Annotated in this window: 23 protein-coding genes; 7 read left to right on the top strand and 16 right to left on the bottom strand. The window is 57.7% G+C overall.

Going from position 1 to position 25,760, the window contains the following annotated elements; translation table 11 throughout:
• Positions 1-26 precede the first annotated feature (26 nt).
• The 11 genes from V6582_RS24350 to V6582_RS24300 all read right to left on the bottom strand — a co-directional run bounded on the left by V6582_RS24350 (position 27) and on the right by V6582_RS24300 (position 13,392).
• The gene (locus V6582_RS24350; protein ID WP_156630327.1) at positions 27-1,811 is read right to left on the bottom strand and encodes a gamma-glutamyltransferase family protein; all 1,785 of its coding nucleotides are present in this window, start codon (positions 1,809-1,811) and stop codon (positions 27-29) included.
• A 47-nt stretch (positions 1,812-1,858) separates the two neighbouring features.
• Positions 1,859-2,728, bottom strand: coding sequence for an ABC transporter permease (locus V6582_RS24345; RefSeq protein WP_156630328.1), 870 nt, complete (start codon positions 2,726-2,728; stop codon positions 1,859-1,861).
• The gene (locus V6582_RS24340) at positions 2,725-3,672 is read right to left on the bottom strand and encodes an ABC transporter permease (RefSeq protein WP_156630329.1); all 948 of its coding nucleotides are present in this window, start codon (positions 3,670-3,672) and stop codon (positions 2,725-2,727) included. The genes V6582_RS24345 and V6582_RS24340 overlap by 4 nt, the downstream gene beginning before the upstream one ends.
• A 100-nt stretch (positions 3,673-3,772) precedes the next feature.
• Positions 3,773-5,281, bottom strand: coding sequence for an ABC transporter substrate-binding protein (locus tag V6582_RS24335; RefSeq protein WP_156630330.1), 1,509 nt, complete (start codon positions 5,279-5,281; stop codon positions 3,773-3,775).
• A 52-nt stretch (positions 5,282-5,333) separates the two neighbouring features.
• The gene (locus tag V6582_RS24330; RefSeq protein WP_156630331.1) at positions 5,334-6,050 is read right to left on the bottom strand and encodes a FadR/GntR family transcriptional regulator; all 717 of its coding nucleotides are present in this window, start codon (positions 6,048-6,050) and stop codon (positions 5,334-5,336) included.
• Between the two features lie 186 nt (positions 6,051-6,236).
• Complete coding sequence (locus V6582_RS24325) at positions 6,237-7,382, bottom strand: M24 family metallopeptidase (RefSeq protein WP_156630332.1); 1,146 nt, start codon at positions 7,380-7,382, stop codon at positions 6,237-6,239.
• Positions 7,383-7,403: 21 nt separating this feature from the next.
• The gene (locus V6582_RS24320; protein WP_156630333.1) at positions 7,404-8,378 is read right to left on the bottom strand and encodes an ABC transporter ATP-binding protein; all 975 of its coding nucleotides are present in this window, start codon (positions 8,376-8,378) and stop codon (positions 7,404-7,406) included.
• On the bottom strand, positions 8,375-9,391 hold the full coding sequence (locus tag V6582_RS24315; protein WP_234889546.1) for an ABC transporter ATP-binding protein: 1,017 nt from the start codon (positions 9,389-9,391) through the stop codon (positions 8,375-8,377). Before V6582_RS24315 ends, V6582_RS24320 begins: the two co-directional genes overlap by 4 nt.
• 7 nt (positions 9,392-9,398) lie before the next feature.
• Positions 9,399-10,352 (bottom strand): ABC transporter permease, encoded by a 954-nt coding sequence (locus V6582_RS24310; RefSeq protein ID WP_081344082.1) that lies wholly within the window; start codon positions 10,350-10,352, stop codon positions 9,399-9,401.
• Positions 10,353-10,360: 8 nt separating this feature from the next.
• The gene (locus V6582_RS24305) at positions 10,361-11,440 is read right to left on the bottom strand and encodes an ABC transporter permease (RefSeq protein WP_156630335.1); all 1,080 of its coding nucleotides are present in this window, start codon (positions 11,438-11,440) and stop codon (positions 10,361-10,363) included.
• A 332-nt stretch (positions 11,441-11,772) separates the two neighbouring features.
• Entirely contained in the window at positions 11,773-13,392 is a 1,620-nt protein-coding gene (locus tag V6582_RS24300; RefSeq protein WP_156630336.1) for an ABC transporter substrate-binding protein, read from the bottom strand.
• Positions 13,393-13,622: 230 nt separating this feature from the next.
• Here V6582_RS24300 and V6582_RS24295 point away from each other — a divergent pair, with 230 nt between their 5' ends.
• From V6582_RS24295 to V6582_RS24285, 3 genes are read left to right on the top strand one after another with little or no spacing between them, the layout of a single operon-like run.
• Entirely contained in the window at positions 13,623-14,351 is a 729-nt protein-coding gene (locus V6582_RS24295; RefSeq protein WP_156630438.1) for a FadR/GntR family transcriptional regulator, read from the top strand.
• Positions 14,348-15,520 (top strand): PLP-dependent transferase, encoded by a 1,173-nt coding sequence (locus tag V6582_RS24290; RefSeq protein WP_156630337.1) that lies wholly within the window; start codon positions 14,348-14,350, stop codon positions 15,518-15,520. Before V6582_RS24295 ends, V6582_RS24290 begins: the two co-directional genes overlap by 4 nt.
• A gap of 42 nt (positions 15,521-15,562) precedes the next feature.
• A complete protein-coding gene (locus V6582_RS24285; protein ID WP_156630338.1) occupies positions 15,563-17,008 on the top strand; it encodes a M20/M25/M40 family metallo-hydrolase in 1,446 nt (481 codons plus the stop codon).
• Here the strand turns inward: V6582_RS24285 and V6582_RS24280 are convergent.
• The 5 genes from V6582_RS24280 to V6582_RS24260 form a co-directional block, all read right to left on the bottom strand.
• On the bottom strand, positions 16,955-17,683 hold the full coding sequence (locus tag V6582_RS24280) for an SDR family oxidoreductase (RefSeq protein ID WP_156630339.1): 729 nt from the start codon (positions 17,681-17,683) through the stop codon (positions 16,955-16,957). The two genes, V6582_RS24285 and V6582_RS24280, sit on opposite strands and share 54 nt — an antisense overlap.
• A 40-nt stretch (positions 17,684-17,723) precedes the next feature.
• Complete coding sequence (locus V6582_RS24275) at positions 17,724-18,473, bottom strand: ATP-binding cassette domain-containing protein (protein WP_197434268.1); 750 nt, start codon at positions 18,471-18,473, stop codon at positions 17,724-17,726.
• Positions 18,463-19,509 (bottom strand): ABC transporter permease subunit, encoded by a 1,047-nt coding sequence (locus V6582_RS24270; protein WP_156630439.1) that lies wholly within the window; start codon positions 19,507-19,509, stop codon positions 18,463-18,465. The genes V6582_RS24275 and V6582_RS24270 overlap by 11 nt, the downstream gene beginning before the upstream one ends.
• A 119-nt stretch (positions 19,510-19,628) precedes the next feature.
• Positions 19,629-20,618 carry an ABC transporter substrate-binding protein gene (locus V6582_RS24265; protein WP_156630340.1) on the bottom strand — a complete coding sequence of 330 codons (990 nt, stop codon included), beginning with the start codon at positions 20,616-20,618 and terminating at the stop codon, positions 19,629-19,631.
• Positions 20,619-20,729: 111 nt separating this feature from the next.
• Positions 20,730-21,671 (bottom strand): sugar-binding transcriptional regulator, encoded by a 942-nt coding sequence (locus V6582_RS24260; protein WP_156630341.1) that lies wholly within the window; start codon positions 21,669-21,671, stop codon positions 20,730-20,732.
• Positions 21,672-21,946: 275 nt separating this feature from the next.
• Here V6582_RS24260 and V6582_RS24255 point away from each other — a divergent pair, with 275 nt between their 5' ends.
• The 4 genes from V6582_RS24255 to V6582_RS24240 all read left to right on the top strand — a co-directional run bounded on the left by V6582_RS24255 (position 21,947) and on the right by V6582_RS24240 (position 25,727).
• A complete protein-coding gene (locus tag V6582_RS24255) occupies positions 21,947-22,861 on the top strand; it encodes a tagatose-bisphosphate aldolase (protein ID WP_156630342.1) in 915 nt (304 codons plus the stop codon).
• Positions 22,862-22,875: 14 nt separating this feature from the next.
• Complete coding sequence (locus tag V6582_RS24250; protein WP_234889547.1) at positions 22,876-23,181, top strand: ROK family protein; 306 nt, start codon at positions 22,876-22,878, stop codon at positions 23,179-23,181.
• 32 nt (positions 23,182-23,213) lie between these two features.
• Positions 23,214-23,789, top strand: a complete 576-nt coding sequence (locus tag V6582_RS24245) for an aldehyde dehydrogenase family protein (RefSeq protein WP_234889548.1) — start codon at positions 23,214-23,216, stop codon at positions 23,787-23,789.
• Positions 23,790-24,122: 333 nt separating this feature from the next.
• The gene (locus V6582_RS24240; protein ID WP_156630343.1) at positions 24,123-25,727 is read left to right on the top strand and encodes an inorganic phosphate transporter; all 1,605 of its coding nucleotides are present in this window, start codon (positions 24,123-24,125) and stop codon (positions 25,725-25,727) included.
• The last annotated feature ends 33 nt before the right edge of the window (positions 25,728-25,760 follow it).

Raw genomic sequence — 25,760 nt, 5'->3', positions numbered from 1 at the left:
GGATTTCACCTTTCCCAAGGCAAACCCTATCGTCCGACAGCATAAGCCTGCATCAATCTGGGCGTGGCTGCGGCTCGCAACAGTCCATCGGCATCGCGCCGCGCTGCGGTCAACCGTCCGATAGACCATGGTTCGGCAACGGTCAGGGCATGGCCGCGTCTGGCCAACTCAGTAATCGTCGCCTCGGGGAAATTCTTCTCCACCATCAGGCTGCCCGGCTCACGGGTGCGTGGATAAAACGAGCCGGGGAAATGCGAGGTGTGGAAGAGCGGTTGGTCGATAGCCGCCTGAAGATTGAAGCCATGGTGAACATAGCGCAGGAAAAACGACAGCTGCCATTGATCCTGTTGGTCCCCGCCCGGCGTACCAAACGACAGGGTGGGACGGCCCTCATACAGCGCGATGGATGGCGTCAAGGTGGTGCGTGGGCGCTTGCCCGGTTGCAACGAGGTGGGCAAGCCGGGTTTGAGCCAGAACATCTGCGCCCGGGAATTGAGGCAGAAGCCCAGTCCCGGCACAATCGGCGAGGATTGCAGCCAGCCGCCGGATGGCGTGACGGAGACCATATTGCCGTCGCGGTCGATCACATCGATATGCACGGTATCACCGCGCTTTTCGCTCAAATGCGCCATGGTCGGCTCAAACACCGCCCCGGTTTTCGACGTAGCACCCAACATCTCCATGGTGCGGGTATATTGATCCTCAAAGCCCGCAACCCGGCCCGGCACCAGATCGAAAGACGCCGTCTCGCCGATCAAGGCGCGACGCTCCTTGGCATAGGCCTCGCTCAGCAAATGCTGCATCGGCACTGTGGCGAAAGCCGGATCGCCATAATAGATCTCCCGGTCGGCATAGGCCAGCTTCATGGCCTCCGTGACGGTGTGAACGAAATCCGGGCCATCCGAGGCCATGGCCGCAATATCGAAGCCCTTGAGAAGAGAAAGGGCCTGCAACAGCACCGGCCCCTGCCCCCATGGTCCGGTCTTGGCCACCGTCCAGCCATGATAGTCAAAGGTTTGCGGCTCCTCTATGGTCGCAGACCAATGGGCCATATCGTCAGCCGTCAGTACGCCTTTGTGGCATGCCCCGCTCGCATCCATTACCTCCGTGGATTGGACATAGCGATCGATTTGTTCGGCGACGAAACCACGGTAAAAGGCGTCGCGCGCTGCTTCGATCTGGGCCTCGCGTCCGGATTTGGCCTCGGCTTCCGCAATGATCCGCTTCCAGGTCTCGGCCAGAACTGGATTGGTGAACAGGCTGTTCGGCTCCGGGGCGAAGCCGCCCGGCAACCAGGTCTGGTGCGAGGTTGGCCAATGCTGTTCGAAGAAACTGCCAAGTCCCTTGATGGTGGCCGAAACTCTGGCCAGAACCGGATGGCCTTTTTCGGCGTAATAAATGGCTGGTTCCAGCACGTCGCGCACGCTCATCGTGCCGCAATCGCGCAGCATCAGCATCCAGCCGTCAAAGGCGCCGGGGATAACGGTTGCCAGCAGGCCATCGCCGGGAATGAGATCCAGGCCTTCCGCCGTGTAGTGCTCGATGGTGGCGCCCGCCGGTGCTGTACCTTGAGCGCAGATGACCTCAACCTTGTCCTTCTTTTTGGAATAGATCACGGCTGGCATATCGCCGCCCGGACCGCACAGATGCGGCTCGACAACTTGCAGCACGAAACCGGTGGCCACGGCAGCATCGAAGGCGTTGCCGCCCTTTTCCAGAATGGCCATGCCGACAGCGGAGGCAATCCAGTGGGTGGAGGTAACAACGCCAAACGTGCCGAGAATTTCAGGCCGGGTGGTAAAGTCAGTCATAGCATATATCCCAGAATTGAAATGAAGGTGTGTTTCGGCTGTTTGCCTCAGGAAGAGCGCGGATCGAGAACGTCACGCAGCCCATCCCCCAGGAGATTAAACCCAATGACGACGAGAAAAATCGCACCGCCCGGCCATATGGCCATCCACGGTGCCTGACTGAGGAAATTCTTGGCGACATTCAGCATCGAGCCCCAGCTTGGGGCTGGCGGCTGCTGTCCAAGCCCCAGAAAAGACAGGCTGGCTTCGGCGATGATCGCAGTGGCGACCGTCAACGTTGCCTGGACCAGAACAGGCGCCAGGATATTGGGAAAGATGTAACGGCTCATGATTGCCACATGTCCAAGACCGATGGAGCGTGCGCCCTCCACATAATCTTCCGTTTTCACCGCCAAAACCTGACCGCGGCTCAACCGGATGAAGGTTGGCAGTGCCGAAAGGCCGATGGCGATCATCGCATTGGTCAGGCTCGGCCCAAGAAAGGCGGCAAGGGCAATAGCCATGATCAGAAACGGCATTGCCAGGAACGCCTCGGTGATGCGGGAAATCACCATATCGATCCAGCCGCCGAAATAACCGGAGAGAATGCCAAGCGGAACACCGAGGATGGTGGCAATCGCCACGGAGAAAATCCCTGCCGCAAGCGAAGCCCTCGCCCCCCAGATCATCCGGGACATGATATCCCGGCCCAGGTCATCCGTGCCGAACGGATGGGCCAGCGACGGTGCCTTGCGAATGGCCGACCAGCTCGACGCTAAGGGATCGGCAATCGGCAGCAACGGTGCCAGCAGCGCTACCGTGAGAAAGAACAGGATGATTGCCAGGCCAACCAACGCCGCCTTGTTGGCTTTCAGTTTTCGCCAGCCTCTGCCGGATGGGTGGGACAGGCCGGTTGCGGCCTCGGTCATGGCGGTCATAGGCTGGCCCTCATGCGAGGATTGAGAAGAAGATAGAGACAATCGGCCATCAGGTTCATCAGGATGAAGCCGATGGCGGTGCAAAGCACAACGCCCTGCACCACAGCATAGTCACGATTAAAAACGGCATCGACGATCAGCTTGCCAAAACCGGGAATGGTGAAAATCTGCTCCGTCAGCACCGCACCGGCCAGCAATTCGCCAAACAGCAAGGCGATCAGCGTAACGATCGGCAAAACGGCATTGCGAAAACTGTGAGACAGGATGACCGAACGTTCGGGCATGCCCTTGGCGCGGGCGGTGCGCACATAATCCGAACTGAGAACCCCCAGCATGGCCGAGCGTGTATGGCGCATGATCGATGCTGCCAAGGCATTGCCCAGCACGAAAGACGGCATCAGCATGGTTTTCATCGACATCCATGGGTCGGAAAAGAACGGTTGATAGCCGGAGGCCGGCAACCAGCCGAGCCGGACCGAAACCAGCAGAATGAGCATGATGCCAAGCCAGAAATTCGGAATGGAAAGGCCAGACAGCGCCACCACGCTTGCCAGATAATCGATCAGCGTATTCTTCTTGACCGCCGCCAGAATGCCTAAGGGAATGCCGAGGGCGAGAGCAAAGATCATCGACATGATGGCCAGTTGGCAGGTGACGGGCAATTTCTCGCCGATCAGTTCCAGCACCGGCTGGTTGGTCCGCAACGACATGCCGAGATCACCCTTCAGCGCAGCGCCAAGCCACATCGCATATTGCACGGGCATCGGATCATTCAGGTGATATTTCTCGCGCAGGATTTCCATCACTGCGGGATCGCGATCTTCTCCCGCCATGATCAGCACCGGATCACCAGGCAGAAGCTTTTGCAGCGAAAACACGAAGACAGAAATGATCAGCAGCGTCGGTATTGCCAGCAACAGGCGCCGGGCAAGGAAAGTTGGCATAACAGTCTCCGGATGAATGAGACGTTTGTGTCAGGCGGCGGACCTGCCGCCTGACACAGATCACTTCCGTGACAGGATCATCAGGGCGACAAGCAAGAGCTCAATTGGCCTTTTGCATGCCCGTCAGGCGGATCATTCCATCCGGTGACGGCACAAAGCCGGTGATCTTCTTGCTGGACGCCCAGAGCCAGGACTGATGACCGAGATAGATGATCGGCAGATCGTCGTTCAGGATTTCATCGGCCGCATCGTATTTCTGCTTGCGCACGGCTTCATCGGTGGACTGTCGTGCTTCGTTCAACAGCGTATCGACGGCGGGATTGCAATATTTGGTATCGTTGATGCCACCCTTGCAGGTGACGAACTGATGCAAATTACCATCCGGGTCCACACGCCCGGACCAATCCGAGCGGCTGATCTGGTAGTTTCCAGCCGTCTGCTCGTTGAGCATGGTGGCAAATTCCATCGTCTTCAGCGTCACGTCAAAACCAGCCTCAGCGACCATCGATTGGACAACCTGCATCATCTGCAACACCGTCGCGCTGTTGGACACCTGGAGTTCTATCGGCACCCGGTCAAATCCAGCCTCCTTGACCAGGGCTTTTGCCTTTTCGACATCGCGGGCAGGCACGGGAATCCGCTTGTCATACCAGGGGCTGACAGGCGGAAATGGCTGATTGCCCGCCAATGCTGTCCCCTCGAAGACGATCTGGTTCAGTGCTTCGCGATCAATAGCCAGTGAGAAGGCCTGACGCAGGCGCTTGTCCTTGCCAAGCGGGTTATTGGCGCGAGGACCATTGCCGATATTGACATACATCGCCATGTAACCGACGCCGACCGCCTGTTCAAAGTCCAGCTTACCATCGGACTTGATGGAGGCGGCATCGGTCGGCGCCACCCGCTCAATCATGTCGAGATCGCCGGAGCGCAGATTGGCGAGGCGCACCGTGCTATCGACAATCGGCAGATAGGTGAGCTTGTTGATGAAGATCTGATCCTTGTTCCAGTAATCGCCGAATTTCTCCAGCACGATCCGGTCCTGCTGCACCCGCTCGACAAATTTGAACGGACCAGCGCAGACGGGATGGCTGCCGAAATTAGCGCCCAGTTCTTTGGCGGCCTTGGGCGAGACGATCATCCCGGCCCGGTCGGACAATTGCGCCAGCAGGGTCGAATCCGGCGCCTTGAGCGTGAATTTCACCGTATCACTGCCTATAGCCTCGACCTTTTCAACCGAGGCAAGCTCGCTCTTGCGCCGCGATTCCGGCATGGTCATGTTGCGTTGGATGGTGGCGACAACCGCTTCGGCATCGAGGGGTGTTTCGTCGTGAAATTTGACGCCCTGGCGCAGCGTCATGGTCAAAACCTTGCCGCCCTCGCTCCAGGCCCAGCCGGTGGCAAGCTGCGGGACGATCTTCAGGTCGGGCGACACATCGACCAGTTTATCGCACATCGCCGTATAGACGATGCGCCCCACGAACGTGCGCGACTGCGCCGGATCGAGAACGTCAGGGTCTTCCGACAAACCAATTTTCAGGTCTGCGGCCATCACAGGTGCGGCAAAAGCGGCGGTGACGAGCAGCGCGGTCAAAACTCTGTTCAGTTTCATGCCATTCCCCTCATTGTTGTTTTTAATGCTGATGATAGGCAGTTCTCGGCCGTCATGCCTCTGCGAGGTGGACGGCGGTATCGATCGACGTAATGCGGATCAGGCTCTCTTGCAGGGTGAGAAGATGGACCCGCATGGCTTCGCCTGCTCCAATCGGATCGCGCGATGCAATCCGGTCGATAATCGCGAGATGCTGGCCGTGGGTGACGGGGCGGGTTTGGGCAAAAGCCCGGGCCTGTTCACGAATATTCTGCCAGGCCGGGTCCTGCCGCGTCCGGTTCATCACATCGAACAGCGCCAGGAAAAGGCTGTTGCCAGCGCATTGGGCAATCTTTCGATGCAGCGCTCCATCCCAAAGCTCGCGCCCATCGGCATCCTTGCTGGCGCCGATCTTTGCCACCAGATCATACATGGCCTGCACATCTGCGGCATTGGCCCGCAGGGCCGCCAGCTGCGCCAGTTGCGGTTCAAGCCGCAGACGCACTTCCATGACTTCCAACGGATCGGTTCCGGCAACCAGGGCGCCGACATAGTCATCGAATGCGTCGGGGCGTGCGCCAGCAAACGTACCAGACCCCTGCCGCCGCCAGATAAGCCCTTCTGCTTCCAGAACCTCCAGCGCCCGGCGAACGGAACGGCGGCCAAGGCAAAGTTCCTCGCAGAGTGACCGCTCCGTCGGCAGTTTTTCCCCCGCACTGAACCGGCCTGAGCTCAGCAGTTCACGCAATTTGTTGAGGGCGAGATTGGAATTGTCGTGATCGTCAATCATGCATTGGTTCGAACCAATTGATAATTGGTTCATACTCAGACGAACGAAGAGATGAGTCAATCCGACTCTGCATATTTTTTCATGCTGCTTTTATTTTAGGCAAACGCCTTTGTGCCGGCGCTCATCACCAGCACTGGCATCACGATAAGGATGCACTCAATTTACGGATGCAGACAGATGTCAGCTTTATCCCGGGCAAGGCTCCGTCGGCCCCTTGGCGGGTTGGGTGAACCATTTCGGCCCACCCGAGGTCATGTAAATGATGTCTTCCAGACGCAGGCCGAATTGTCCGGGCAGCACGATCATCGGCTCGCAGGAAAAGCACATTCCCGCTTCAAGGCGAACAGTGTTGCCTCGCACGATATAGGGCTCCTCATGTCCCTCAAGGCCAAGACCATGACCGGCGCGGTGGGGCAGTCCGGGAAGCTGGTAATCTGGGCCGAGGCCGTGGCGGGTAAGCACCTCGCGGGCGGCATCATCCAGGCTACCACAGGTGGCGCCAATCCGGGCGGCATCAAAAACCGCCTGCTGGGCCGCCCGCTCGATATCCCATATGCGGGCAAACTCGGCAGTTGGCTCCTCCAGCATATAGGTACGGGTGATGTCGGAGTTATAGCCATCGATGCGGCAGCCGGTATCCACCAGCACCACATCGCCCGGCTGGTAATATTGCTCGCCATCGGCCCCATGCGGCAGGGACGTGGTCTCGCCAAAGGAAACGATGCAGAAGGTGGAGCCGTTGCTGGCGCCTAGGCGTCGGTGTTCATCATCAATAAAGCGCACGACCTCCGAAGCGGCAATGCCGGGGCGGATCATGGCGTGCGCTTTGCGCTGCACATCCAGGGTCAGGTTCATCGCATATTGGATGATGGCGATTTCAGTGGCGGATTTTCGCAGGCGCTGACCGCGCAGCAGCGGTCCCCCATCGATCAACCGATCTGCGACTATTTCGCGCTTTAGGGCATTGTAGACGAAAAGCGGTACGGAATCGTCCACCGCAAACGTGCCACCGTGTGGCAGGAAGGACGCGACAAGGGCGGCGCTGCTTTCATCTTCTTCCCAGACCCTGATATCGCCGGGAAGATGCGGCAATGTCTCCACCCGGCTGCGCTCGAAGCCCGGCACCACATAAACGAGATCCGATGCCGTAATCACCGCCCCCACAAGCCGTTCGCTACCATGCCAGACCAGCCCGGTGAAATAGCGCAGGCTCTCGGTGGAGCCGATCAGCATGGCGCCGATATCCTTTTCCGCCATGGTCTTTCGAAGGGTCTCCAGCCGGAGAACCCGCTCTTCCATGGAGATTTTCGGCGCTGATAGAGGTGAGGACATGGTCTTTTTCCTTGGTAAAACTCAAGCTCGGCCTTCTTCAACCGCATGACAGGCCACCTGCACAGTGTCTGTCATGGTCATCAGCGGCATTTCCGCCTTGCAGCGGTCATTGGCCAGCGTGCAGCGCGGATGAAAGGGACAGCCCGTGGGTGGATTGAGCGGAGACGGCATTTCGCCGACGAGCTTGATCCGCTCGCCGCGCCGGTCGGGATCGGCAATCAACGTCGCCGAAAGAAGGGCCTTGGTATAGGGATGGCGCGGATTGGTAAACAGCGCTTCCACCGGGCCAAGTTCCACCGCATGGCCGAGATACATCACCACCACATCATCGGCGATGTGGCGCACCACGGCCAGATTGTGGGAAATGAACATCATGGTCAGATCGAGCTGGGTTTTCAGCCGCTTCAAGAGGTTCAGGATTTGCGCCTGCACCGAAACGTCAAGCGCCGAGGTTGGCTCATCACACACCAGAAATTCAGGCTGGAGAATGAGGGCGCGGGCAATGCCGATGCGCTGGCGCTGGCCACCCGAAAATTCATGCGGATAGCGGTCTGCGGCTTGCGGTGGCAGGCCCACCAGTTCCAGCATGTCGGCAACGGCCTTTCGACGGCTGGCCTTGTCGCCGATGCCATGGATGACCAGACCTTCGGCAATGGAATCGCCAATCGGCAGCCGTGGATCAAGCGAGGAGTAAGGGTCTTGAAAGACAATCTGGATGCGGCGGCTGGAGGCAAAATCAACACCCATGCCGGGTCCGGCAATCTGCTTGTCATCAAAGATGATTTCGCCTGCGGTCGGCGCGAACAGACCAACCACGATGCGGGCCAGTGTGGATTTTCCGCAGCCGCTTTCACCGACCACACCCAGCGTGCGCCCGCGCTCGATGGTCAGGCTCACATCATTGACGGCGTTGACATAGCCTTTCACTCGCTGGAACGCCCCGCCGGTCACGGCGAAAGCCATTTTGATGCCGTTCATTTCGATCAGGGCGCTCATGCGGGCTGAACCTCTTGTTCACCGGCAAGTGTGGCCGGTTCGGTCAGCCAGCATCGACAGTGATGGGCCTTGTGGATTTCGGTCAGTGCCGGGACATCGCTCAGACAGCGCGGTTCATTGGCCTCGCGCCGGGCTGTGCAGCGTGGCGCGAACAGACAGCCCTGTGGCAGATGGGTCAATTGCGGCACACGACCATCGATGACCTCGAGCATGTCGGGGGATTCCCCCAGCACCGGCACCGAGCGCAGCAAGGCTTGCGTGTAGGGATGCTTGGGTGACTTGAACAATGTTCGGACATCGGCAAGCTCCACCACCTGGCCCGCATACATCACCGCAACGTGGTCGGCCATTTCGGCGACCACGCCAAGATCATGGGTGATGAGGATGATGGCAGTGCCGAAATCACGTTGCAAATCGCGCATAAGGTCGAGAATCTGGGCCTGAATGGTCACATCCAGCGCGGTGGTCGGCTCATCGGCGATCAGCACTTCCGGCTGGCAGGCCAGCGCCATGGCAATCATCACCCGCTGTGCCATGCCACCGGACATTTCATGCGGATAGGCCTTCATGCGTCGTTGAGGATCGGGAATACCGACGGCTTTCAGCATGGCGATTGCCGCCGCTTCGGCCTCCTGCTTGCCCATGTTTTTATGCAGGCGGTAGGCTTCGGCAATCTGCCGCCCCACGGTATGGACCGGATTGAGCGAGGAAGACGGGTCTTGAAAGATCATCGAAATCCGGTTGCCTCGCACCTTGCTGAGGTCCATCGGTGACATGCTGCGCAGATCGGGCCCATCCAGCAGCACTTCGCCACCGATGATTTTGCCGGGATAGGGCACCAGCCCCATGATGCTCAGCGCGGTGATCGATTTGCCGCAGCCGCTCTCGCCGACAACGCAGAGCGTTTGTCCTGCCTCCAGCGACAGCGAGACCTTATCGACGGCGCGGGCGGTGCCGGATCGGGTTTGGAAATGGGTGGTGAGATCGCGGATCTCCAGAATAGGCCGGGTCATGCTGTCCTCACGTATGGAGCCGCGGATCGAGGGCATCACGCAGCCCGTCTCCGAGAAGGTTGAAGCCAAGCACGGTCAGCATGATGGCAAGGCCGGGAAAGAACACCAGATGCGGCGCGGAAAAGATCTCGTTGCGGGCGGCCCCCAGCATCGTCCCCCATTCCGGCGTCGGCGGCTGTGCGCCAAGGCCAAGAAAGCTGAGACCAGCGGCATCGAGAATGGCGGTGGCGACCCCAAGCGTTGCCAGCACCACAATCGGCGTGATGGCATTGGGCAGCACGCGGCGAAACAGGATGCGCCATTTGCTGCCACCCAGCACCCGCGTGGCGGCAACAAAATCGAAGGTTTTCACCGAGAGCACACTGGCGCGGGTGACGCGGGCATAGGCGGGAACCGAGACGATGGAGATGGCCAGCAATGCATTGCGAATGCCCGGTCCCAGAACTGCAACAATGGCAATGGCCAGCAGCAGTGACGGAAAGCCGAGGATCACATCCATGATCCGCATGATGATATTGTCCACCCATCCGCGGAAATACCCGGCAATCGCCCCCAGCAGCACGCCAAAGAACAGCGCGCAGGTGACGGTGGTCAGCCCAATGACCAGACTGACGCGCGTGCCATAGAGAATACGCGAAAAGGAATCCCGGGCATTGCCATCGATACCCATGATGTGCTGCGGACGGCTGGCGTCACATCCAAGCAGATGCACGCAGGGCGGCTCGCGGCGTTTGACCTGCTCGACACCGATCAACACCTGATCGGGATCGTAAGGGGCAAGCACCGGTGCGAAAATGGCAATCAGGATCAGCATGCCAATGATGAACAACCCAACCTGCCCGGAGCGCAGCCTGAGCAGCCGTCCCCAGGTTCTCCGCCACTGGGCGACCGGTTCCCCAATCAGGCCATCTTCAAGAATGGCCTCTGCTGCACTGGCCGATACACTATTCAAGCGCGTCATGAACTGTCCTATTGTGGGCGAATGCGGGGATCGAGATAGGTGTAGGAAAGGTCCACCAAAAGGTTGATGGCCACGTAGGACACGGCAATCATCACCGTGAAGGCCTGCACGACAGGATAGTCCCGCGCAAAAATCGCCTCAACCAGCATGCGCCCCACGCCGGACAGGCCAAAAACGGTTTCCGTCAACACAGCGCCACTGAGCAGCGCGCCCATTTGCAAGCCCAGAATGGTGACAACCGGCAACAGCGCATTGCCGAGCGCATGTTCGCTGACCACGCGCTTTTCCGGCACGCCCTTGGCCCGGGCGGTGCGGACATAATCACGCCCCAGCACATCCAGCAGCGAGGAGCGGGTCATGCGGGCAATCACTGCCATCGGGATGGTGGAGAGCGCCATCACCGGCAAGATCATATGGCGTATGGCATCCCAGAACACTGTCCAGTTGCCGGTGATCAAGGCGTTCAGAATATAAAAATTGGAGAAGAATTCGAGCACCTTGCTCCAGCCGCTCTCCGCCGCCAATTGCCAGTGCCAGACCTCGTAAAAGGGAATGGAATTGACCCCGGCGGAAAGCCGTCCGGATGGCGGCAGCCAGAAGGGCGTGCCGCGCAGCATCACCCCGAAGAGATAAGCCAGCATCAACCCCAGCCAGAACACCGGCATGGAAATGCCGGCATTGGCAACAATCATGGTGCCGACATCGGCTGCGGAATTATGGCGACGGGCGGCAATAACCCCGAGCCCGACACCGATAATGGTCGCGGTGATCAGCGCCAGGACGGCAAGCTCGGCGGTCATCGGCAGGCGCTCGATAATGATCTGCGTCACAGGCCGCGAGAAGCGCACCGATGTCCCGAAATCACCCCGCAGCATATCCCCCATATAAATGAAGAATTGCGTCGGCAGCGGCTTGTCGAAGCCGTAGCGGGTGATGAAGGCGGCGCAGGTCTCGGCGGTGGCCTTCTCTCCCAGCATGGCCTTGCAGGGATCGCCAGGGATCAGCCGGGCGAGCGCGAAAGTCACGATCAGGATACCGAAAATCACGGGAATGGAAATCAGCAGACGTTTGGCTGCATATCCGAGCATCACAGGTCCTCATTACCAGATTTTACAGCGCCGTTTGGTTTGTCAGATGTCATCAATGAATGGATGATGGAGCAAGATTACCCCCTCTGGCTTGCCAGCCATCTCCCCCTCAAGGGGGGAGATCGATGCGGGGTTTGCCCCTCGCTGGAATCTCATGCATCGAAACTTGCTACATATCCAATGAAGCGGGTGGGTTACCCTATTCGATCTCCCCCCCTTGAGGGGGAGATGTCCGGCAGGACAGAGGGGGGTAAACGGCATATAAAAACGATCCCGTCAGACAGGACGGGCCAGACATTTACGTCTAGCCCGAAGCGTCGAAATCCTCACGATTACTTCTTGGCGTTCATCAATCCGCCCCAGAGGGAGGAGAAATAATCGAAGGAACCGGTATTGCCGACATGGGCCGGATTGGATGCATCGAGGCCGGCCGCCCAGGAAACGACGACGTCATTGGCATTGAAGGCAGAGCCATCGGTAAATTTCACGCCTTCCTGCAAATGGCAGACCCAGACAGTGGAGTCGGCATTGGCGTCGCAGCTTTTTGCAAGGCCCGGAAGGATATCGCCGCTATCCTTGGCATAGTTGAGCAGCGTTTCGGTGATTGGCGTGCAGGCATTCAACGTTTCACCATCCGTTTCGTCGCCGCAATAGAGGCTGATCGGCTCGGCATTCTGCATGAAGACCAACGTATCCTTGCCTGGAATCTCATCCTGCAACAGTGGTGAGCCGAAGGGGCGGACGATGGCATTCTTCAAGGTCGCACGCGCTGCGTAGGCAGCGGCACCATGGACGATCGGCACCATCGGCACATGCTGACGAATGGCATCGTTGACAGCGGCATAGACCGGTTCAGCCTGCTTGGTATCGGCAATGGTCCCGCCCTTGGTCAGGCCATCGGTAATTTCCGGGAAGGTGGTTCCGAACATTTTCGACGTCTTGCCGAAGTGATAATCGAGGAAGTTGGTGACATGCGGATAGTCCGCGCCCCAGCCCAGCAAATAGAGCCCATCGATCCGGCCTGCCGAGGTATCGTCGATGAATTTGCCCGATTCAATCGGAACGACTTCCGCGTCGATACCGAGATTTTTCTTTAGCTGCGTCTGGAATTCGACGGCCACGACGCTCGGTTCTGGCAGGTAAGCGCGGAACACATCGCGGTAGTAGATCTTGGTCTTAAAGCCATTCGGGAAGCCGGCATCGGCCAATAGCTTCTTGGCGGCGCTGGCATCGAACCCGTACCAATCCTTGCCGGCGCAGCCATTGGGCAGCGAACAGGGGGTGAAATGGCTGGCGACGACCGAGCCCTTCGGATAGAAGTTATCGACGATACGCTGGCGGTCGATGCCCATGGCAATCGCCTGGCGCACCTTCTCATTCTCGAAGGGCTTGGCGGTGTTGACCATGCCGAGATAGAGAATGTTCGGGCTTTCCTGCGGCAGGAATTGCAGGTCCGGATCGTTTTTGACGCTGTCGAAATCGTCAGGGCTGATATTGCTAATTTCATCGACCGTGCCGGAGCGCAATTCATTCAGGCGACCCGCGCCGGACTGGTTCCAGCGAAACACCAGCTTGTCGAAAGCCGGTTTGGCGCCCCAGTAATTTTCGTTGCGGGTCATGGTGATGGAATCGCCGCGATTCCAGCTTTCCAATTTGAAGGGACCGGTGCCGATCGGATTGTCGAGCAGCTTCTTCTTCGGACCAGCCTCTTCGATATGCTTGGCGGGCTGGATGCCGAAGGGCACGAAGGCCGCCTTGGCTTTGAAGGCCGGGTCGGGCGAGCACATCGAGAAGGTCACCGTATGCTCGTCGGTCGCCACGATGGATTTGATCTTGCCACCATAGTTGCAATCGGGCGCCACAAGGCTCTTGCCTTCAAAAGCAACAGCCGGGCTGGTGAGCAAAGCAGCAACCGACACGGCCACAGCTCCGCCGAATAGACGAAATTTCATGCCTTTAATCCCCAGTTTGTTTGTTCGCGCCTTTGCGGCACCCTCATTTTTTATCTGTGCGGATAAATTGTAATTTTCATTTCTTCCACCGTATCCGCGACGATGAAATTCAGTTTTTGTAGTAGACCAAATGCCTCGTTGGTCGCCTTGACATTGTTCGTGGGCGGCATACTGCTAAGATGTCAGACCAATTGTCAAGCGGTCGGCAGGAGGAAGAAATCTCAATGACAATGCGCACCGGAAACGCGCTGAACGACACCCAGCACATCGCCGCGCTGCCACCGCTGGACCGTGTCCAGCAGGTAACTGGGGCCATGGTCGGCTATATCAACAAGGCCGGTCTCAAGCGTGGAGATCGCCTGCCGACGGAACGCGAGTTGATGAACGCGCTCGGTGTTGGCCGTTCAACAGTGCGTGAAGTGATCGGGCGTTTTCAGGCCTTGGGCGTGGTTGAGACCCGGAAAGGTAGCGGAACCTATCTTTTGCAGCCCGTGAGTGCTGCGACGGTTCACATGCCGTTGATGCTGGAGACGGTAAATTTACGCGACGCTCTTTTGCAAACGCTGGAAGTGCGACGCGGCATTGAAGTCGAGGCCGGAGCCTTGGCTGCCATGCGCCGAACGGAGGAGGATCTGCGGATCATCGAGGAAAAGCTCGATGAGATGGAGCGGGTACATCTTGCCAAGGGCACGTCCGGCAAGGAAGATCTGGCGTTCCATGTGGCGATCTACGATGCCACGCATAACCCGCTGTTCAAACAGCTTCTGGAGCAGATGCGCGAAGCCTTCGAGCGCTTCTGGCATAAGCCTTTCGACAGGCCGGATTTTGCCCGCCGCTCCTTTCCTTTTCATCGCACCCTGTTCAGCGCGATAGCCGATCAGGATAGTGACGCAGCCCGCCGTGAAACCCTCAAAATTCTTGCCGTGGTGGAAGAAGACATCAAGGAAATGTCCAAATGAGCGACGCTCTCGATTATCTGCAACAGGCATCGCTGATTACGGCGCATGATGAGGCCAATGCTTATGATGCGGTGGTGCCGCCGATTGTGCAGACCTCGCTGTTCACCTTCAGCGATTATGACGAGATGGTCGCGACCTATCGCGGTGAAAAGCTTCGGCCGGTTTATTCACGCGGGCTAAACCCCACCGTGCGGATTTTCGAGGAGATGCTGGCCAAACTGGAAGGGGCGGAAGATGCCCTTGCCTTTGCCAGCGGCATGGCGACGATATCCTCTACCGTCCTGAGCTTTGTCGAGCCGGGAGATCGTGTCGTTGCCGTTCGCCATCTCTATCCCGATGCCTACAGGTTTTTCGAAACCATGCTGAAACGCATGCGCATCGAGGTCACTTACGTCGATGGCCGCGATGAGGATGCGGTGGCAAAGGCGCTTCCGGGCGCAAAGCTTCTCTATCTGGAAAGCCCCACCAGCTGGGTGATGGATGCCCATGATGTCGGCGCGCTCGCCACCCTTGCCAAGCAGCACGGCGTGCTATCGGTGATTGACAACAGCTGGGCAAGCCCGGTTTTCCAAAAGCCATTATCGCTCGGCGTCGATCTCGTCCTGCATTCGGCCTCGAAATATCTCGGTGGCCATAGCGATGTTGTCGCCGGTGTGGTGGCGGGTCCCAAGGCGCTGATCAATCGTATCCGCAATGAAACGCTGCCTTATCTCGGTGGAAAACTGTCTCCCTTCGATGCCTGGCTGCTGATCCGGGGTCTGCGCACGCTGCCAATCCGCATGAAGGCGCATGAGGCCTCGGCGCTGGACATCGCCCATCGCTTGCAGGCGCTCGATATCGTTGAAAAAGTCTGCCATCCGGCGTTGAACAATGGCTTGCCGCCGGGCCTGCATGGCACGTCCGGGCTGTTTTCCTTCATCTTCAAGGATGGCATCCGTATTCAAACCTTCTGCGATCATTTGAAACTGTTCAAACTGGGCGTCAGCTGGGGTGGCCATGAAAGCCTTGTCGTCCCCGGCGACGTGGTGGCCAACCAGAAAGCCCCGCCGAGTTTCGCGGCTGCCTTCGGCGTCGATCCGCTGTCTGTGCGTCTCCATGTCGGGCTTGAGGGAACCGAGGCCCTGTGGAGCGATTTGCAGGCGGCAATGGCGGCGGCCCGAACAGACTGATCTGTCGCAAACATCCATCCCATGATCGACTGGAAATCCCCCATGACCGATATTGAAACCGTCCTCGCCCGTGTCGATGACAATCTGCCCTCCAGTCTGGAAACACTGTTCGAACTGGTGCGTATTCCCTCGATTTCCACCGATCCGGCCTACAGCCCGCATTGCCGCAAGGCTGCGGACTTCCTGGCGTCCTATCTGAGCGGACTGGGCTTTGCCGCCTCCGTGCGCGACACGTTAGGCCATCCGATGGTGGTTGCCCATCACGAGGGGCAGGGCGCGGATTGCCCTCATGTGCTGTTTTACGGTCATTACGATGTTCAGCCGGTCGACCCGCTGAACTTATGGCAGAACGACCCGTTCGACCCATCCATCCGCGACAGCGCAACCGGAGAGAAGATCATCACCGGACGGGGCACTTCGGATGACAAGGGACAACTCCTGACCTTCATCGAGGCTTTACGCGCCTTCAAGGACACCAGGGGCGGGCTGCCTGTGCGCGTCACCATTCTCTTCGAAGGCGAGGAGGAATCGGGATCGCCATCGCTTCAGCCTTTTCTCGAAGCCAATGCCCAGGAGTTGAAGGCTGATTTTGCCATGGTTTGCGACACCGGCATGTGGGACGCGCAAACACCGGCGATCTGCGCCAGCCTGCGCGGTCTGGTTGGCGAGGAAATCACCATCAAGGCCGCCAGCCGCGACCTGCATTCGGGCGGATATGGTGGCGTCGCAGCCAATCCTCTGCATGTGCTGAGCGATGTCATGGCTGGCCTGCATGATGCAACCGGTGCTGTGACGCTGCCCGGCTTTTACGATGGTGTTGAAGAAACACCGCCCGATATCAAGGCCGTCTGGGCCGAACTGGAAAAAACCCAACCCGCATTCCTAACGGATATCGGTCTTTCCGTCCCGTCAGGCGAAAAAGGCCGTAGCGTGCTGGAATTGCTCTGGGCCCGCCCGACCGCCGAGATCAACGGCATGTCCGGCGGCTATACCGGCAAGGGCTTCAAGACCGTGATTGCTGCCGAAGCCATGGCCAAGGTATCGTTCCGTCTTGTTGGAAAACAGGACCCGCAAAAAATCCGCGATAGCTTTCGCGCCTATGTAACCTCAAAGTTACCTAGGGATTGCCGGGTAGAATTTCACGCCGAAGGGGCCTCGGCTGCAATTCAATTGCCCTATGACTCGCCAATCCTGGCCAAGGCCAAGGCCGCTCTTTCACAGGAATGGCCAAAACCCGCCATCGTTGTCGGCGGCGGCGGATCGATCCCGATTGTCGGCAGCTTCCAATCCATGCTCGGCATGGACTCCTTGCTGGTTGGCTTTTCGCTGAAGGATGACTGCGTTCACTCGCCCAATGAAAAATACAACCTCACCTCTTTTCATAAAGGCACTCGATCCTGGGTACGGATCTTACAGGGCCTAAGCGAAAGGCGATCAGCAGGCCGTGAAGCCACCGTCAATGGGGAGCGAGACACCGGTGATCATTGACGCCTCATCACTCAACAAAAAGCGGATCGGCTTTGCGATGTCATCGACGGTAGCCCACCGTCCCAACGGCATTTTTTGCAGGAAGGGTTCGCCTATCTCCGGGCGGCCCCAATAAAATGCGGACATCTCCGTCATGACCACGGTGGGATTGACGCTATTGACCCGAATTTTGTATTTGCCAAGTTCAAGCGCGCTGACACGGGTGATGCTATCAAGTGCCGCTTTGGAAGACGCATAGGAGACATGGCCCGGCAATGCCGCCAATGCAGCCTGGCTTGAGACATTGACGATCGACCCACCCTTGCCTTCTTTGATCATCGAGCGCGATGCGTATTTCGTGACGAGAAGCGCGCCTCTCACATTGATGGCAATGGCTTTGTCGAAGATCGAGATGTCGGTTTCCTGCGGGGTGGCGATTTCGCCGCCAAAGCCACCACAGTTCACCACGCCCCACAATGGCAAAGCCTCCATAGCCTTGCGAATTTCGTCTTCCGAGGTGAGATCGAAAATCAACGTCTCACAACCGGTTTGCGCGGCCAGCGTGTCAAGCTCGTCTCGCGACCGTCCGGCCGCATAGACCCTGGCCCCGGCTTCTCTCAGCTTCTTCACCGTCGCGCCACCGATGCCACCGCTGGCACCGGTGACGAGGATTGCTTTACCATCAAGGTCCCACATGAGTATAATCCCGCGTTGATTTTCTTGGTGAATTCTTGGATTAGCCACCAATCATCAGCTTGACGATTTCGTCGTGGTTGGTATCGGCAATATTGCGCGTTCCCGCGACAATACCCCGTCTCAGGACAACGATACGGTCCGATACGGCAAATATGTCCTGGAGGTTATGGGAGATGAAAATAACGCCTCTCCCCTGGGCTTTCAGCGATTTGATCAATGCGACAACTTTACGCTGTTCCGGCACGCCCAGCGCCGCTGTCGGTTCGTCCATGATCAGGATCTTGGCATTCCAGTAAACCGCCCGACCGATTGCCACCGCCTGGCGCTGTCCGCCCGAAAAGTTGCTGACCGGAGCATCCAATCGCTTCACATGAAAGTCGAGAAGCGCCATGGTATCGGCTGCGGCCTTGGCCATCGCCTTCCGATCAAGGACGGGAATAAAGCCGAAAGCGCGTTTCATTGGCTCACGGCCAAGAAAAATATTGGCGCCAATGGACAGATTATCGGCGAGCGCCAGATCCTGGTAGATGGTCTCGATCCCTTTTTCCCGCGCATCCTGCGGTGAGGAAAAAGCAACCGGCTGTCCATCGATTAGAATTTCACCCGATGTCGGGGAATAGACACCCGAGATCGCCTTGATCATCGTGGTCTTTCCGGCGCCATTGTCTCCGGCCAAAGCCACGACTTCACCGGCACCGACCGTCAGCGAACAATTATCAAGGGCTTTCACAGCGCCGAAATGCCGGGAAAAATTGCGGACTTCAAGAAGGGGTGCGACATTACTCAGCATGTTTGACTCCACTGAAGCGGCGTTGCGCCTGATCGATAAGAACGGAAATGATGATAACGACGCCAACGGCAATGAATTGCCAGAATGGCTCAACATTCATGAAGACAAGGCCATACTGGATGACCGCAATGACCAGGGCGCCCGCCACCGTGCCGATGATTGTTCCAGAGCCTCCAAACAGGCTGGCGCCGCCAATTACGACGGCAGCCACGCTGTCGAGAAGCAAGGGTTCCCCAGCCTGGGCAGCGCCTGCCGTGAAGCGCGCGGCGTATAATGCGCCGCCAAGGCCTGCACAGACCGAAGACAGGATATAAAGCCGCAAAATATGGCCTTTGATATCGATACCTGCCCGGCGTGATGCCTGGGCATTGGCGCCGATCGCATAATTATGCTGTCCAAATCGGGTCTGGCTGAGAATATAATGCATTACCAGCACGAAAACGGCGGTTACCAGAACGAGATACGGTATGCCCTCTATCCGTCCATTCCCCAGCATCGCGAAGTAGGAGTTCTTGACCGGCACGGTTGTTCCTCCGGCAAGAAGGAAAGCCGCGCCTCTGGCAACGCCGAACATGCCGAGCGTGCCGATAAAAGGGGGTACGTTGAGCCTGGAGATCAGCAGACCGTTGATGATGCCTGGAATTGTCGCGGCGAGGATAGCGACGAGGATGCCGCACACCATCGCAGCCGGCAAAGGCATGAAAACCCCGAAATAATTGGTGGCGTGGGCAGCGACGACCGCCGCAAGCCCCATGATGAAACCCGCAGAAAGATCTATGCCGCCAGAGATGATGACGAAGGTCTGGCCGATTGCCAAAAGAAGGGGCGCAACGGCAAAGACCGCGACCGATTGCCAATTGAAGGGTGAACCAACGAACGTCCCTCCAAAATCTGTCTGCGCCCAAATCTCGAAGATCACAATAAGTGCGGCCAGAAAGACCCATGCCCGCAACTGAGCGATACGCTGCACGATCGTCTTGGTGACGTCGGCATGGTCTGCCTGAGGTGCGATGGCGTGGGTGTTCTCGGGCGCCATGGTCTGGTTTTCCAGCATGAATTCCATCCTGAGTTCTGGTCGGCGATCAATGAAGGGATTTGGACGCTTATCCTGGCGTCCGATCAGCCTTGGCTGACGTTTTAACGAGGCCGTGGAGTCTATTCAGCGTAGATGAACCGAGCGATCGCAGGATCAGTCACGTTGCTCTTGTTGATGACCGTAAAGCCAGTCCCAATCTTGGTTGGGATGGACTGCCCGGTCAGGTGCGCGTAGGCAGAGATCACCCCGTAATACCCGATTTCTGCGGGGTGCTGGGCAATCGCAAAATCGATAAGGCCGGATTTCAGATTGTCCACCACCGAGCCTGGGGCGTCGAACGCCACGATCTTGATCGTGCCGGATTGACCAGCCTGCTGGACGCCGTTCGCCGATCCAAGCCCGGAAAACAGATTGGCACCGAAGACACCGGCCAAATCAGGATTACGGGCATAAACCGCCTGGAGTTGGGACGCAGCCTTATTGGCATCATTGTCATTGAACTGCGTTTCGAGAACGGTGATAGCGGGGTGCTTGGCCATCTCGGCCTTGAATCCTTGCTCCCGCTGGTCCGTTGTCGACACGCCGGGCTTGACGTTGGAGACATAGACCTTGCCTTTGTCTCCAATCGCCGAAGCGAGCGCGCGGGCTGCGATTTCGCCACCCAGAACATTGTCGGATGCGATATAGGACAACGGAAAATCCGCATCTCCCGTACCGATCTGATAGTCGCCGCTACCGATGAAGGTATCGACAGTGATCAACGGAATGCCGGCATCGGCAGCTTTCTTGAGCGGCTGCACCAATTGGGTCGTATCGGTGGGAGCGATGAGAATGGCGTCCGGCTTTTTCGCAATGACCGCGTCAAGGACCGGAACTTGTGTCACCGGATTGAAGTCTGGAGCGCCTTGAAAAATGATCTTCGCGCCAATCGCAGCCGCTGCCGCCTCTGCACCCTTGTGCATCGTGATATAAAATGCATCTGTGGTCAGGCCCGGAATAAGAGCAATTGTGAATTTCTTACTTTGAGCCTGGGCACGCGTAACCGCCAGGACAGCCGGTGCGGACAAGGCAAGCGCGGTCGCAGATTGAAGAAAACGCCGACGTTCCATGTTTCTCTCCTCCCAAATCGAAACAGTCATCTCCCGTGAATTAAGCACTCAATTCACGACAGCATCATCACGCCGTTTTCAGTTCGCCGTCAAGAAATTTTTTTCAGAAACTTATTTCTTTTTCGCTTTCATTTGTTTTTCCTCGCCCTGAGAAGGCCCATTCTGTTGGAGCAGATTGAGAATTGCGATGCAGGTATTGGCGTCGGTGACCAGGGAATTGATCATTCCGGAACGGACGGCGCCGATGATTCCAGCCGCTTTTTCAACGGTCGCGGCCACGCCGATAGACAGTTTGGCCTTGCAAAGCTGCTGGCTGGATGCCGCAATCATTCGCTCTTCCCCATCCCAGGACAAAAGCTTGCCGTTGATATCGACATAGTGCCTGATGACGTCACCAACCGCGCCTCCAATGGCGCGCTCATTCACTGTCGCCGCACTCGCCTCAGGCGGATTGATAGCGTGCGGCAAGCCTATGCCGACAATCGCGCAATCCAGGCGATCCCAAAGCTTCGTCGTTTCCTGCACGAATGCATCGGCAAGAAAGGCATCCTTCAATTCGGCTGAGGAAAGATAAGGCGCGTGCAGGAAATGGGCGCTTCCACCCAGTTGATCGGCGGCCTGGCGGACAAATTCGCTAATCTGGAAATGCGGCGCTGATTGCTGGAGACCACCGTTCAACGCAACGGCGATAATGCCAGGAATACGCGGCAAACCTGCGGCAATAACCTCACGTATGGCACGCCCCCAACCGATACCGATGACCGACCCTGCGGCCAGCCCTTCTTCCTTGAGCAAATCGCCCAGCGGCTTTGCCAGCGCACCCAGAACACCTGTCGATGGCGTATCGATCACCGCCGCCCTCTTCAGGGACAGCGCCTCGATCAGTTCCTGGGTCAGACCGGCGGGCGAGACAAGGTCAAGCACCTCGATCTTGACGATCCCAAGCACCCTGGCCCGTTGAAGCAAACGGGAGACGGTCGCGGTCGAGATTCCAAGCTTGCGCGCGATCTCAACCTGAGGCATCTCCGCTTCGTAATGCATCTTTGCGACCATATGCAATGTCGCCCGGGACGCAGTATCCTGTGAAGTTTGCGGAAGCAGCTTGTAATTCCTTTCTGAAATGTGTTACACGAAGCGGGAAGGCTACACTGAAACGGCTCCGGACTCAATGCAATACGGCGCCCTTCCCTGTGACTTCCCAGGCCCTATGACGTCCAAGGCCCTGCGACTTTCACGGCATCATCAAATCACCTGACGCAGGAGAGCCCGCGCATGGCTAAAGCTTTGCGGTGCCCGCTTTTGCCTGCAATTTCTTTCGGAGTGGACACATGACGGCAATGACGACGGCAGAACGACGCGGATACCATCAAATTTGCGACGGTAGCGGATCCATGATGGTTATTGCATGCGACCAGCGCGGTGGTATGCGCTCCATTCTTGCCGCGACCCCGGAAGAACAAGCGAAAATCGGCAATGACATTCTTGGAGAAACCAAGGCTGACATTGCGCGCTATCTCGCCTCTCATGCCGGCTGCGTGCTCGTCGACCCAGTCTGCGCCGTACCTGGGCTGATCGACAACGACATCCTTCCAAGGGATACCGCCCTTCTGATCGGTATCGATGCCTCCGGGTGGGACACATCGCCAGAAGGCTATCGCATTTCCAAGATGGTGGAAGGTGTCGATGCGCGGCGCGTTCGCGCTCTTGGTGCCACCGGCGGCAAGATCATGGTCTATCTGCGGATGGATACCCCGGCGGCAAACGTTGCAAACCTTAAAACCTTGAAGAAGACTATTGAAGATTTCGCCCGCGAAGACTTTCTTCTGGTCGTCGAATTCCTGACCTACCAACTTGAAGGCGAAAGCCGCGAAGACTATCAGGCCAAGATTCCGCAGCTTATCGTCGAAGGCTCGCGCGCCTGCCTGGAACTGGGGTCCAAAGTTCTGAAAATTCCTTATCCCGGCTCTGAACAAGCCTGCGCCGAAGTCACCAAGGTTGCCGGGGACGTCCCTTGGGCCGTGCTTTCGGCTGGCGTCGACCATGAAACCTTTCTTCATCAGGTCGAGGCCGCCATGAAGAACGGCGCCTCCGGCGTCATCGCTGGCCGTTCCCTTTGGAAAGATTGTATCGACCTCGACCGAAATGTCTCACAACAGAAGCTTTCGACAATTGCCGTGTCCCGATTGCATGATATTCAAGACATCATCGGGCGCTATCGCAACAAGCAGAGAGTTGCGGCGTAAGATCGGCGGATGTCATGTCTCTTCAATTGTTCTCTATCGGCATCGATGTCGGCGGAACCAACATGCGTGCGGCACAGATTTCGCCAAAAGGCGAAATCATCCGTAAGACGTCGGTTACAGGCAGCCGCGACCCATCCAAGGCCGTTACTCTTATAAAGAGCCTGATCCACGAGATGGACGGTGCGCACGCCGCGGCGATTGGAATAGGAATACCCGGCCGTGTCGATGGCTGGACAGGAAAGATCATATCGGGTGGATTTCTGAATTTATCCGGCTGCGATCTACAGTCTGAGTGGAAAAGGCCGTGGGAGCAGCTCTGATAGGCCGCTTCATGCATCAAGGCCAAATCTGCATGAGCACAAACCGCATTATCGTCGATGCCTCGATTTATGACAACTTCGTCGAGGCTTTCACTGCTGCGGTAAAAACGATCAAATTCGGAAACCCGAACGAGCCGGATACCTTGATCGGCCCGCTTTGCAACGACAGCCAGCTGCGCAGCGTGACCGCAAGTATTGCGCGGGCCCGCGACAGCGGATTCCGCGAATGCGTATCCGGCCCAATCGAGGGACGGGTGGTGGCACCGCATGTCTTCGCCGACGTGACCAATGATTCCGACTTCGCCCGCAATGAGATCTTCGGCCCGGTCGCACCCATCATCCGCGCCCAAGACGAAGCACAGGCCTTGGCCTTCGCCAATGATACCGAATTTGGCCTTTCCAGCGCCGTCTTCACCCGTGATGAGGGCCGTGGATTGGCCTTTGCTCAGCAGATTGAAGCTGGAATGTCCCATATCAACGACATCACCATCCATGACTATCCGCATGTGATGTTTGGTGGAGAGAAAAACTCCGGTCTCGGACGCTTTAACGGCAAATGGGCCGTTGAAGAGTTCACCACGGATCATTTCATCTCGGTACAGCGATAAGCCGACAACGGAACCTGCATCGCTGGAGACGGCGGTGCAGGTTCTCCGGCGTCTCTCAGAGCCTGACCGAGAACAGGGTGACGTGATCGGACAGATGTCGCCTGCAATGAGGTGTCTGAAGCCTGAATTCACGCGCTATCTGCAACACAATCACCCGACAGCAGTATAGTCGCACACAGCCACGATACGAGACCGATAGACAAAAGCCATCAGACACAACGAGTGCCTTTCGGGGTTAATTTGAAGCCGACAGACACTGGGTGTCATGAAAGGTTCATTCAAAGGCTCCAAAACTCCTCAACAAATGACAGATATCAAATGTGAGGATCTGGAATGGCTGAATTAGCATCTTCAAGTTCGCAGATAAACAGCGCTAGCCATCCTCTCGATCGACCCCATGGAACCGGAAAGTGGTTCTTACCGGTCTTCGGTATCGTGCTGTTGCTTGGACTTGGATATATCGCCTATGCGCTTGGCCAGGACCTCACCAGCACCGTCGCAGTTCCATGGATTTTGCTCGGCCTGGCGCTGCTGATCGCTCTTGGGTTTGAATTCGTCAACGGCTTTCACGATACGGCAAATGCCGTCGCCACGGTGATTTACACCCGCTCGATGCCCGCTGAATTCGCGGTCATGTGGTCGGGATTTTTCAATTTTCTCGGCGTTCTGACATCGAGCGGCGCTGTCGCCTTCGGTATTCTTTCCCTTCTCCCGGTGGAACTGATCCTTCAGGTTGGCTCAGGCTCCGGCCTTGCCATGGTGTTTGCCCTGCTGATCGCCGCCATCGTCTGGAACCTCGGCACTTGGTATCTGGGCCTGCCCTCCTCCAGTTCACACACTTTGGTCGGCTCGATTATCGGCGTCGGTCTCGCCAATCAGTTTCTGGCACCAGCTGGTTCGGCAACCAGCGGCGTCGACTGGTCGCAAGCGACCAATATCGGCCTGTCCCTGTTGATCTCACCGCTGATCGGCTTTGGCTTTTCCGCAATCCTGCTATTGGCCATGAAACTGTTCGTGAAGAACAAGGCGCTCTACCAGGAGCCGAAAACCAATCAGCCGCCGCCGCTCTGGATCAGAGGCCTGTTGATCTTCACCTGCACCGGCGTCAGTTTTGCGCATGGATCGAACGACGGCCAGAAAGGCATGGGCCTGATCATGCTGATCCTGATCGGCCTGGTGCCGACGGCCTTCGCCCTTAATCGCACACCGGATGTGAATTATCTCGAAGCCTATAAATCCTCCTCGGCACAGGTCGAAACCGCGCTCGGCAAATATATCAAGCCCGGTGTGTCGGTTGCAGATGCAAAAGCCACCGTCGCGGATGCCGTCAAGACCAAGACCTGGAGCGACAACACGACATTCGCCCTCCAGCAATATATCCACGCGACAAGCGCGGAAGTCGCCGCTTTCCCAACCCTGGAAGCAGTCCCGAGCCATTTGGTGCAAAATATCAGAAACGATATCTATCTGATCGGTGAGGCTCTGAAGCTGATCGACAAGCAGAAGCTGCTGCCGATGGAGGCAAGCGATCTTGCTGCCGTCAGCGCCTATCACAAGGCAGTCGACAATGCGACGAAGTTCATTCCGACCTGGGTGAAGGTTGCCGTGGCACTGGCGCTTGGCCTGGGAACGATGATCGGCTGGCGGCGCATCGTCGTCACTGTCGGCGAAAAGATCGGCAAAACCCATCTCACCTATGGCCAGGGTGCAGCCGCTGAAATCGTCGCCATGGTGACGATTGGAGCCGCCGACCATTTCGGCCTGCCGGTATCAACGACCCATGTCCTGTCATCGGGGGTTGCCGGCACGATGACCGCCAACGGTTCCGGCCTGCAATGGTCCACAGTCCGCAACATGCTGATGGCCTGGGTTTTGACGCTGCCAGCCTCGATTGCCATCGCCTTTGTGCTTTACGTGGTCCTGCGCCAAATATTCTGAAGTCACCCAAACAGACAGAGCCTTGGTGCCTTT

The sequence above is a fragment of the Agrobacterium vitis genome, from assembly GCF_037039395.1.
Taxonomy (GTDB): Bacteria; Pseudomonadota; Alphaproteobacteria; order Rhizobiales; family Rhizobiaceae; genus Allorhizobium; species Allorhizobium vitis_E.
This window is presented reverse-complemented; position numbering and strand designations above follow the sequence as displayed.